Below are 10,174 nucleotides of genomic sequence, written 5' to 3' on the forward strand. Positions count from 1 at the left end.
CAACGCTGTCACCCCTGTTCTAGTCCCACGGAGCGATGTCAAAAAGATATTGCTACCTGGCCTGAAGCCGAGAGATCGCAATGACTCCACAGTCAAAGCCTATCTAAAAGACCGCTTTGCCCCAGGCGTTAGCAATCACGGAAAGGGGACCAAGACTGACCCAGGTTACTTTTATGGGTTTAAGGCTGATGTGTGGCAAGCATTTGCCTTGGCTGTGGCATACCACGATTCGTTGGTGGAGGCTGTTGCAGCATGACTCACATTCACCCACCCACCGAATGCGATCGTGAGTTGATTTTTGATGACAAAGGCAAGGGGAAGCCCATCAAGGTAACCCCTGAGGATATCAGGAATTCTGTGTCCTGGTATGAGAGCCACTGGGCTCAAATTTCCGAAGCTCTACCAGTGGTTGTCGGGGGTGCGACCTACAGCAAGCGCTGGCAAGAGATTTTCGACTATCAGACCCTGCCACAGTGGCGAGCAGGGCAGCTGAAAGGCTTGGCCAAAGCATATGTCTACCTGGCGTTGCGGAAGTTGTGGCGGGGGCTTAGAGAAAGGGCCAGCCCGCAGTAGCCGCAGAAGCGTTATTCCGTGCATCTACCGATTGTTGTTTAGTAAGTAATTCCTGGAAATGAGACGAACAGAACAGACCGTGCCCCTGGAGGTGCGGGGGGATTGTGCGGCTGAAATTCCGCCACTGACAGATATGACGATTGCCGCCGACACCATTCAGAGGTTTGCTAGTGGGGCTAATCCTGTTGCTGCTGTGGCTCGACGATGCGCTTACAGGCTATGTGACTTCGGTTTTGGGGCGACGACTGGAACGACCCAGCGGATTTATGAATTACGCCAACAAGGTGATCGGGGGTAAGGGTGATGACAAGCATGAATACCTACGAATGGCTAGAGCAACTAATAGACGAGCATCACGCGGGCGCAAGAGTAACTCAAGAAATCCATAACAATAATTACGAGATACCTGAAGACCCTGGGTATGTGTACGCAATGCACGCAAGAGGGACTCACTTTTTCAAGTTTGGGCTCAGCAAAAATCCAGACAGAAGACTGAAGCAAGTCTACCCAAAAATGCCATTTGAGACTGATTTAGTCGCCACATGGCCAACTCTTCACATGAGGCACGCAGAAAACTGGATGCATAAAGCCTATGCCAACCAAAGAGTTAATGGTGAATGGTTTGAGCTTTCCGCTAAAGATGCTTACTACCTAATACATGAGGACTTTTGCCCCAAATCACTTAATACATCTGAAGATATCAAATATGCCTATGCGCTGCATTTTTTATCTCAAGTAATAGGTGTTAAATCGCGGTGGATTAATTTACTTTGTAACGCAACAAATTTGACAGAACTATATTGCATTTACCAAGCGGTTCAATGGCGTTATCAGTGTGGCAAGCCTCTTGGGAAAACAGTCGCTATTACAGATTCTCTAAAAGACTTGATCCTTGATGGCATAAGTCAATCTTCTGAATCTCCCAAGCTTAAAGCTCTTTGTACTCGTCAAGTGTTGTCGAATTGGGAGGGCGCGGCGTCATGAAATACTTCAAGCACGACTTAGCAGCTTTTGATGACGACAAAATTTGGGAACTGATCGAAGCTCATGGGATGCAAGGCTATGGAATTTGGTGGTGGCTTTTAGAACAACTGTATGCTGCAGAGGAAAACGGCTTTTTGATTGACGCCACTGACACATGGTTCAAAAAAGCATCCAAAAAAATGAACCTGACAGACTGGCGGACGCTAGTTCGGGTTTTAGACACACTTTCTGAGGTTGGCTTAATTGACACCCAACTTTGGGCAGAACACCACATTTACTGCCCTGGAATAATAAAAAGGGCGGATTCTTATATTGCTCAAAAGGTTGCCGCTAAGGAGCGTAAGCGCCGTCAGAGGGAAAAGCAGAAGCTAAAAAAAGACCCTAATTGTCACACAGGCGTCACGCGTGACAATGCCGATGTCACGGAGAGTCACACAGACGTCACGACTAATACAGATCCAGATCCAGATCTTTTTTATCCCCCTACCCCCTTATCGGCTGATGAGGACCCGGAGGAAAAAGAAAAAGAAGATTCTTCAGGCGAGGCCCCTGCACACCAAACTGGTCAAGCGCAAAATCCTGCACAGTGCCAAAACGTTAATTCTTCCGCCACGCCGCCGCCACAAAAAAATAAATTTCATGAGTATCACCAAGGGTTGACGCCGTATCAGGGTAGTCGCCAGTTCATGGAAGAACGCCCATGGTTGAAGGATTGGCGTGGAAATCTAACAAGTTATGACTCCGGGTTTGTCGAATTTGCCCAAACCAAAATGGCAGGCTGGGACTGCTATCCCAATGGAGCGACGTTTGGGGATGCCAAAGGTCATATCAAAAAAGGGAATTTTGACAGTCCTAAAGGACAGGAAAGACTCAGTCAGGTTTACAACTGGTGGGATGAGTACCAGCAGATTGAGCAACAGCGCGAAGAGCGTGCTAACGCCCAGCCTCAGTACGTCGTCGTTGAAAGCGAATTTGAGCGGATGATCCGCGAACGAATGAACCGGGGGACAGCAGCGTGATGAACAATTCTGCCCAAGTGGTCGATTTTGGGGTAGCATCTATCGCTCGTGAGGTTGCCAAACTTCCAGGGCATTGGGCTTTTATCCCGGTAGGTGGCAAGAAAGCGCCTCAGTACACTGATTGGCAAAAGTCTAGATTTCAGGCTTCCGATTTTGATAATGCATCTGCAACGGGTGAATTTTCCGGTGCTGTTTGCAAAGCTGGTGAGCCAAATGCCTATACACTGCCAGCCCGGTACGTAAAGGCGGCTGGTGTGCTGTGTGGTGAACCGTCGGGAGGGCTGCTGTTTTTCGACCACGATGGGCCGACCGGAGACCCGAAAATCCTGGAGTTATCTGGCTGCAATGAAATTTCTGAGGCTATGCCAAAAACTGCTGTAGTAACCAGCGGCAGGCAAGGCAGATATCAAGCCATTTACCAAGTACCTGAGGTTTTCTGGCCTGGGATAACTACCACCAAGATTGGGACTAAGTTTGAGTTACGAGTCAATAGGCGGACAGGTAACGAAGAGTCTGTTGCTGTTGAAGGCATTGAATTCCGCTGGACTGGTGCGCAGTCGGTTGTTATCGGCTCTCATCCGGAGAGTGAGGGGTATCGGTGGATCTATCACCCTAGCGAAGTGCCTGTTGCTGAAGCACCAACCTGGATGCTTGAGGCGATGCTGACTGAGGCTGAGGAGACAAACCAAGCAAAAACATGGGCTGAATTTGATAAAGCGTTCACCCTGCCTTGTGGTACGCCTGTAGACCTATTGGTTGCGTGCTCTCCCAAAACGCGGCAAATTTTGGAAACAGGTCAGAGCGATCGCGGTCGGAATGACACGGGGGCTATGATTGCCCGTGACTTAATCGGTACCGCAGCTTACTTAAGCGGGATTGGCCAGCGTTACACGGGCGATCCTAAAATGCTGTTCGATAGCTGGTGTTCATCTACTGGGTTAGACAAAGATCAACCAAAGGGGCAGCCAAGAACAATCTGGGCAAAGGCCGAGAAAGATCGCCCAAGTCCTTCGCTCAACCCAACTATGATCGAGGGCTGCTTGAAGTCTTGGGTTTGGAAAAATACCGAGCAGGCCCACAGTAATGTCCAGCAGCTTCAGCAAGCGGATCTCAACGCTACCCAGGCAGAAGTCATCGAAGGGGAAGATCTGACCGCAGAGGATCTGAGAAAGGCTGTCTCTGAGTATGCCGAAATTAAGGATCCGTTTGAGCGTCATATGGTTGCCAAGCGGATCAAGACAGACTTTAGGGCTACTAACTCTGATTTAAGCAATCTTTCTAGGGCGTTAACGCCGAGTGCCACTACTGGCGCAGAGCAGATTGACGACATCGTAGGGGGAGCGTTGGCAGAGATCAGGCGTCGTGCAGATGGGGGGACGCTACCGGTTGTTAACAGTGGGTTTGTTGATTTAGATCAAAAAATTATCGGCTTCAAGAACAAGCATCTGATCGTCCTTGGCGGTCGGGCGGCTATGGGCAAAACTGCCATGGCTGTGGCGTTGTCGCTTAATGCAGGGCTGCAGGGTAAGCGAGTTTTGTTTATTTCATTGGAAATGACTAAAGAAGAAATCTCAGAGCGACTGCTGGCTAATCTCGCTTCGATTGACTCCACGGATTTGCAGACAGGCAATATTCCCAAGTCCAAGTGGGTCGATCTTGAAAAAGCTGCTCAGGTGCTTCAAGGGCTCCAGATTATTGTTGACGACACACCTCGGCTACCTGTTGTTGATATTGAAGCTTTGGCAGCTAAAAACCGGTCTGAAATCGTCTTTGTTGACCATGCCTTGAAGCTGGATGCCCCTGGTCGCGATGACCGTGAGCGAGTCGTGTTTATTTCTGGGTTTTTGAAGGACATGGCTAAGCGGATAGATGCCCCAGTAGTGCTTTTATCTCAGATAAATCGCGATGTTCAGACGCGTAGTGACAAGCGTCCCTCGATTTCAGACCTCAAGCAATCAGGGAGTTTGGAGGAAGACGCCGACTTAATTTTGTTGATGTATCGAGAGGATTATTACGATGAACAATCACCTAATAAAGGCATCTCTGAGGTGATTGTTGGCAAGCACCGTAACGGAGCGGTGGGGACAGTGAAGCTTTTGTTTGAACCCCAATATACGAGATTTAGGAACCTTGCTGCGGGCAGAGAGTATTTACCACCAAGTCAGGGTGATCAAAGAAACTCAATTGATAGTTTGGACTGGGATTAATTATGAAATCAGTAACTAATAAATACTGGCAAGTTCAAGGCGATTATGCAGTCTATGACCACGGCAAAGGGATTTATGAACTTTACCTGCCAGCGCTTGTAGGCCAAGAACTAGAGGGTACTAAAGAGAGTTTACTTAGCAAGTACTGGGGCCATCAATCTTTGGTTGACGACCTAGTGGATGTAGTAAGCCGCTATAGGGAGGCAGCATGAACCTCGCCAAAAACGCCCCCATCCTCAACTATCGCCTTAGCATGATCGATCGCATCGCCAAGCTTGGCACCAACAAAGTCACGGGCGAAGTCGAAAAAATCAAGACTGCCAGCGGACAGGTGTGGAGCGTAGCCGATCTCACCCCTCAAGGCGACATTATCGGGCCACTCGACAAGGAAGCGCTAGATACCTGCCTGCTGATTGTCCGCGAGTGTTGCCTGAGTGATGCCCAGTCGGGTCAGCAATCCGCTCAAGACCTTGAGCTACTAGGATGCCTCACTCAAGAACAAAAACAGCAGGTGTGGGGGCATTTGACGGGGGACGAGAAACAGCAATTGCGAAAGCTGAAGGAGAGTATTGCAAGATGATGAATTTACAGTACTGGGACGTAATCCGCGAAGGAAGCAACGTTTGGATCACCTATGAGGTTTGCCCTGGTTATGTTTACGACCCTTTAGTCAGCTGCTTGGTGGGTAACCCCAAAGAGTTAGACGGGCTTTGCTTTTCAGTCGCTAGCAAGACTTGGGGCAATCAAGCAATGGCGGATGAACTTAGAGCGATTGTCGAGTCGTTGAAGCAAGAGAAATTAGCCCCAAGGATTGGGTAGGAGATAACCATGGATATTTTGCTATCAGCTCAACTCTCCGTCTTCGACGCTCCAATCATCGTCGACTCAACCCCTATCCCACCCACCCCAAAGCCCGAACCTGTTCAAGCGGAATATTCACCCGGTGACCTCGTTGTCCCCAAGGCTCGGGAGGGTCATCCGGTCCCGCTGTTTCCCGATCAGGTGTGCGAGGTTGTGCGCTTTGGCCAGTCGCTTGGGCGAGACCGGGCGTTTTGTGTCCCGGTGAAGTGGAAGTCTCGGGGTGTGCCAGCGTTTCCGTGTGACCCGTTGGATCTGCTGTTGCTGGCTCCTGCGAGGGGAGGCGAGCTGTGAGTACCCCTATTGATTTGTCTCCACAGCTGGGTATGGTCTCTTTTTTTCAAAAGCTAGATTCAGCCGGATTTGACAAAAGCCTCAGGCTTTGGTGTCAGCAGCAGGATTTCAGGATTGAGGATGGCTGGACGACAAACGTAATCGTTTCTCAATTAAGCGACGAGCTGGTGATTAAGTTGGGCGCATTGCTAAGGAAAAGGCTATTTAGCAAAGTTCAAGAAAGGAGAGAGCTATGAGCAACAGATACACCGCCCCACGAAAGCTAAGGACTGCCCGCTTTCCCAAGCAACGACGGGGCACTTGCCTGAGTTGCCGCTGGAGTGATGCTCGACAGGGTGGAATGTTTTGCAAGGCGTGTCATGGGGTGGCCGAGATATTCAGCCCACGGATTAGTCAGGTGCTGAGTGGAGAAGAGCGTTGGAAAGTTTATGGAGGTGATGTGGCGTGAGTTGGGACCGAAAACTATACCCCGCCAACTGGGAGCAAATAGCCCACAGCGTTAAGCAAGAGGCGGGCTGGTGCTGTGAGCAATGTGGTAGACCCTGCCGCCAGCCTGGTGAAAAAGAAGGTCAGATCCTTGATCGGCTTTCTGCGTACTGGAAAGACGACTGGATGGAATCTGTCTGGGATGAGGATTTTGGATGGGTTGACGTGGAAAAGCCCACCCGCTTCGTGCTTACCGTCGCCCATCTCAATCACCGTCCTGAGGATGTACGGAGAGACAACCTCAAAGCGCTGTGCTCTGTCTGTCACTTGAAGCTTGATAACACGACGTCTGCAAGGTTCCAGAAGCAGCAGGCAAAGGCAGAGAGGGCAGGGCAGCTGACGCTGTTGGCCTGATTACACCGACCACTAGACCAATGACCAGTTTCTAAAAAGGAGAGAACGATGACACTAGTAACCACTGCCCCCGACACCGTACCGGCGACACACGAGAATCTAGCCGAAAAGGCCGAGCTGAAATATAGCCGGATGCCGATCAAGGTGAGTCAGCACGAATTAACCACTTGGTGGTGCCAGGGGCTGATCAACGATGCTGCATTTATCTTTTTCGCTTTGAAGATTGAGCGCGTTGGGGCCGATGGCATTGAGGATTTTGATATCACAAAATTCTGTGATGACTGGGTTGGAGAAGTTAACGGAAAGGACAAGCGGCTCAAAGAGAAAACCGTCATGAAGGTCATCCAAGACCTACAGCAGAAGGGAGCCGCAACCGTGGATATGTCGATGCAGTTAAGTTTGGACGTATAGCTATGAACACCACCACACAACCCACCACCCACAATCTCAAGTCCTGGCCCCACCACTTCTGGCCAGTGGTGCGCGGAGAGAAACCGTTTGAGATTCGCAAAAACGATCGCGATTTCAAGGTTGGCGATTATTTAGCGCTCCAGGAATACGATCCAGCGCTAGCCGCACGGGCTATGGAATCACTTGACTCAAGTGACCGTGAATCCGTAGAACAAGCGATTCAGTCAGGCTATACGGGACAGAATTCGCTGTTCCAAATCACTTACATCACCGATTTTCAGCAGCAAGCGGGATACGTGGTGATGGGGATTAAGTCTGTTTCGGGCTCTGAAGGCAAAGACCTAACCCAGATCCTCGAGCAGGAGCAGCAGGATTTGGCCGGCCAAATTGAGATTGAGGGGGTGGGCGCGTGAAGAATCTATCCAACTTTCACCAACGAGTTCGGGCCCTAGTTGGCCTCAGTCCAGTTGGCTGTTACGGAAAGAACTGTGGCTGCCAACCAGGAAATATTTTTGAATGCGAGACCTGTGGCTATCTTCGGCCATGGTGTCGAGGGGCCGACGATGGCATGCCTGATAGCTGTGATTTCTGCTGGGGTACAGCGCAGCGCATGCAGCAGGCTGTGGGGATTGAGGGCGACGTGGAAGTAGTGAGGGGGAAGGAATGAGTAACCCAATGCTGATTCCCCGCTACCTTGGGGGCAAATCAGACGAGAAAAAATATCGTGTCTGGGATGGGGCAACCTACGACCTGGCCTATATCCCCTTTGGTGGCTCTCTTCGGTGGACGATTAAGGCATTGCAGCGTGGCTGGATTAAAAGCGCTCGCGTGGCAGACTCTGATCCAGCGGTGAGGGCGGTTTATGATGTGTGGCAAACCCAGGAACCTACTTGGTCTGACAACCGTTTGTATCAACGTCATAATTCAAGAATTCAATGCTATCTCCAGGATTTCATTGATGAGATATTGTTAGCCACCCAAACACCCTCAGAACTGTTTGCTGATCTGAAAAATATTATTGATAGCAAAGGGGAAGGTGTTAACACAACTGAGTATGCCGCCGCTAAAATCTTGCTCCACCAATTTGTCCACGGGGGCAATGTCCGCTGCAATGAGAAGGGGATGCTCAATGTCTCCCCTCGAACCGATAAGCCCGACTGGTCTAAGTGGCTTAAGAATTACAGCTACGACCTGCCATGGTATAGCCCTCGATGGGGTGTTGAGGTTTTTGATGATTGGACTAAGGTTTTTGTCCCGACTCCGAAGCTAAAAACAATTGCCTTCATCGATCCTCCTTATAGTGCGCCTGGGCCAGGACAACGATCCGGTGGGATTGGAATGAGCAAAGCCTATGCCAACAATGGGGGCAACCCCAACGATCCGGCCCTCCTCGAAATGCATAAAGGGGCTGTGCTAGCGGCAATTGATGTGGATTGCGACAGAATTGTGGCCACCAACTATCACGGGCACTGGCTGCAAAGCATCGAGTACGACGGCGATGGGGTGCCTCATGTCGTTAACCAACAATGGATTCAGTACGAAGAGATCGCTAAATTTATGCAGTCTCTCGGCTTCTACTTCCACGATTTAGGCCCATTACAAGGCTGCACAAATCGGAAGCCTGAGCCTAAAAACGCAGGCAAGAAAACAAAGCGCGCCGTTCGCCATGAAGGTTGGTGGGAGATGGGCGGAGTGAGGCAGCACGGACAAGTTGACCAGTTGAGTTTGTTGGAGGTGGCAGCGTGAAGCCTAAACTACTCGATTTATTCTGCTGCGCTGGTGGTGCTGCCATGGGGTATCACGAAGCCGGTTTCGATGTTGTCGGGGTAGACATCAAGCCTCAATCTCGTTATCCCTTCCAATTCCATCAAATGGATTGGCAAGAGGCATTAACCATCCTGGACTTGAGTGAATTCAGTGTTATTCATGCAAGCCCACCGTGCCAGGGTTACAGCGTCACCAAATCACTCAGTCAATCATCAGCCCCTAAGTTAATCCCGGTTGTGCGCGAGGCGCTCCAGGAGATTGGCAAGTCCTACGTGATTGAGAATGTTTCGGGGGCGAAATCTGAGCTAATCAATCCCATAAAGCTACGCGGAAACATGTTCGGGTTGCAGGTGCAAAGAGACCGATATTTTGAGGTGAATCCCTGGATCATGTCGCCGCCGGTGGTGCCGATTTCGGGTTCATGTTCCAGCCATCGGGGTAAGAACAGGCTTCATACGGGAGATGGGTTTATTACGGTTACTGGCTGTAATTTTCTTGTCGATGAAGCGCGCCAAGCTATGGGCATCGACTGGATGATCGGCAAAGAGTTGGCCCAAGCAATCCCACCTGCCTATACACGGTGGATCGGGGAGCAGTTGATGAATGTTTGTTTTGGTGAGGAGGTGGCCGCGTAATGAACCCCATCGAGAAGCAGAACATAGAAAACTTCAGAGCCCGACTCGAAGCCCGGTGGGAAACCCGCCCATGGTATGCGCGCCTGAGATCCCTGCCGATCAAGGCTTGGCGCTTCATGCGGTGGTGGTTTTTGGGGGATGAATCAGAAAAAGAGCGGGGTGTGGATGGACATGTGGAGCATCTGGAGCGGTGTTGGGAGATGGATGAGCGGGAGGGGAGAAAATTGTAATGGCACAACCTTTGCAGAATGAAATACAGATGCTACGAACTCGGTTAGAGTACTTAGAGCAATTGATAAATGCACTAGGATTGCCCACTTCACCGTGGGTTACGCCTACCAATGCAGCAGCAATAATCAGCACTAGCAGATCTACCATCATGAATGAGATCGAGCGAGCTGAACGGGCACGCATTGGTAGGCAAAGCTCTGATCTTGTTTGGGGTACTCATTACCGAAAAACTGGAACTCACTGGCAGGTCAACCCGATCGAGTTAGATGTAATAGTTAAGACTTTATCTGACACATCCTGTAAACTCACACTGAATCAGGAGTGTCACAATGAATACCCAAGACAAGATCGTAAA

Annotated in this window: 17 protein-coding genes and 1 pseudogene; all 18 read left to right on the forward strand. The window is 50.2% G+C overall.

Annotation, left to right across the window (positions count from 1 at the left end; translation table 11 throughout):
• Positions 1-256 (forward strand): annotated as a pseudogene (locus tag DXZ20_RS37200) (hypothetical protein); the annotation flags it as partial.
• On the forward strand, positions 253-573 hold the full coding sequence (locus DXZ20_RS04480; protein ID WP_163696696.1) for a hypothetical protein: 321 nt from the start codon (positions 253-255) through the stop codon (positions 571-573). The pseudogene DXZ20_RS37200 and the gene DXZ20_RS04480, both read left to right, overlap by 4 nt.
• Positions 574-631: 58 nt before the next feature.
• Positions 632-871 carry a hypothetical protein gene (locus DXZ20_RS04485; RefSeq protein WP_163696698.1) on the forward strand — a complete coding sequence of 80 codons (240 nt, stop codon included), beginning with the start codon at positions 632-634 and terminating at the stop codon, positions 869-871.
• A 14-nt stretch (positions 872-885) separates the two neighbouring features.
• The gene (locus tag DXZ20_RS04490; RefSeq protein WP_163696700.1) at positions 886-1,557 is read left to right on the forward strand and encodes a GIY-YIG nuclease family protein; all 672 of its coding nucleotides are present in this window, start codon (positions 886-888) and stop codon (positions 1,555-1,557) included.
• Positions 1,554-2,576, forward strand: coding sequence for a DUF4373 domain-containing protein (locus DXZ20_RS04495; RefSeq protein ID WP_163696702.1), 1,023 nt, complete (start codon positions 1,554-1,556; stop codon positions 2,574-2,576). The genes DXZ20_RS04490 and DXZ20_RS04495 overlap by 4 nt, the downstream gene beginning before the upstream one ends.
• A complete protein-coding gene (locus tag DXZ20_RS04500) occupies positions 2,576-4,783 on the forward strand; it encodes a DnaB-like helicase C-terminal domain-containing protein (RefSeq protein WP_163696704.1) in 2,208 nt (735 codons plus the stop codon). The genes DXZ20_RS04495 and DXZ20_RS04500 overlap by 1 nt, the downstream gene beginning before the upstream one ends.
• A gap of 2 nt (positions 4,784-4,785) precedes the next feature.
• A complete protein-coding gene (locus DXZ20_RS04505) occupies positions 4,786-4,995 on the forward strand; it encodes a hypothetical protein (RefSeq protein WP_163696706.1) in 210 nt (69 codons plus the stop codon).
• The gene (locus DXZ20_RS04510) at positions 4,992-5,363 is read left to right on the forward strand and encodes a hypothetical protein (protein WP_163696708.1); all 372 of its coding nucleotides are present in this window, start codon (positions 4,992-4,994) and stop codon (positions 5,361-5,363) included. The genes DXZ20_RS04505 and DXZ20_RS04510 overlap by 4 nt, the downstream gene beginning before the upstream one ends.
• Positions 5,360-5,602: a hypothetical protein gene (locus DXZ20_RS04515; RefSeq protein ID WP_163696710.1), complete on the forward strand. Its 243-nt coding sequence runs from the start codon at positions 5,360-5,362 to the stop codon at positions 5,600-5,602. Before DXZ20_RS04510 ends, DXZ20_RS04515 begins: the two co-directional genes overlap by 4 nt.
• Positions 5,603-5,931: 329 nt before the next feature.
• Complete coding sequence (locus DXZ20_RS04520) at positions 5,932-6,171, forward strand: hypothetical protein (protein ID WP_163696711.1); 240 nt, start codon at positions 5,932-5,934, stop codon at positions 6,169-6,171.
• Positions 6,168-6,383, forward strand: a complete 216-nt coding sequence (locus DXZ20_RS04525; RefSeq protein ID WP_163696713.1) for a hypothetical protein — start codon at positions 6,168-6,170, stop codon at positions 6,381-6,383. The genes DXZ20_RS04520 and DXZ20_RS04525 overlap by 4 nt, the downstream gene beginning before the upstream one ends.
• Positions 6,380-6,775, forward strand: a complete 396-nt coding sequence (locus DXZ20_RS04530; RefSeq protein ID WP_163696715.1) for a hypothetical protein — start codon at positions 6,380-6,382, stop codon at positions 6,773-6,775. The genes DXZ20_RS04525 and DXZ20_RS04530 overlap by 4 nt, the downstream gene beginning before the upstream one ends.
• A 48-nt stretch (positions 6,776-6,823) precedes the next feature.
• The gene (locus DXZ20_RS04535; protein ID WP_163696717.1) at positions 6,824-7,186 is read left to right on the forward strand and encodes a hypothetical protein; all 363 of its coding nucleotides are present in this window, start codon (positions 6,824-6,826) and stop codon (positions 7,184-7,186) included.
• A gap of 2 nt (positions 7,187-7,188) precedes the next feature.
• Complete coding sequence (locus tag DXZ20_RS04540; protein WP_163696719.1) at positions 7,189-7,599, forward strand: DUF3850 domain-containing protein; 411 nt, start codon at positions 7,189-7,191, stop codon at positions 7,597-7,599.
• A gap of 250 nt (positions 7,600-7,849) precedes the next feature.
• Positions 7,850-8,932, forward strand: coding sequence for a hypothetical protein (locus DXZ20_RS04550; protein WP_163696723.1), 1,083 nt, complete (start codon positions 7,850-7,852; stop codon positions 8,930-8,932).
• Positions 8,929-9,588 (forward strand): DNA cytosine methyltransferase, encoded by a 660-nt coding sequence (locus DXZ20_RS04555; RefSeq protein WP_163696725.1) that lies wholly within the window; start codon positions 8,929-8,931, stop codon positions 9,586-9,588. Before DXZ20_RS04550 ends, DXZ20_RS04555 begins: the two co-directional genes overlap by 4 nt.
• Positions 9,588-9,818, forward strand: coding sequence for a hypothetical protein (locus tag DXZ20_RS04560; protein WP_163696727.1), 231 nt, complete (start codon positions 9,588-9,590; stop codon positions 9,816-9,818). The genes DXZ20_RS04555 and DXZ20_RS04560 overlap by 1 nt, the downstream gene beginning before the upstream one ends.
• A gap of 149 nt (positions 9,819-9,967) precedes the next feature.
• On the forward strand, positions 9,968-10,174 hold a 207-nt coding region (locus DXZ20_RS37205), incomplete at its 3' end, for a hypothetical protein (protein ID WP_250565613.1).

Origin of the sequence: Adonisia turfae CCMR0081, from assembly GCF_011009555.1 — a bacterium.
In the GTDB taxonomy this organism is placed as follows: Bacteria; Cyanobacteriota; Cyanobacteriia; order Phormidesmidales; family Phormidesmidaceae; genus Leptothoe; species Leptothoe turfae.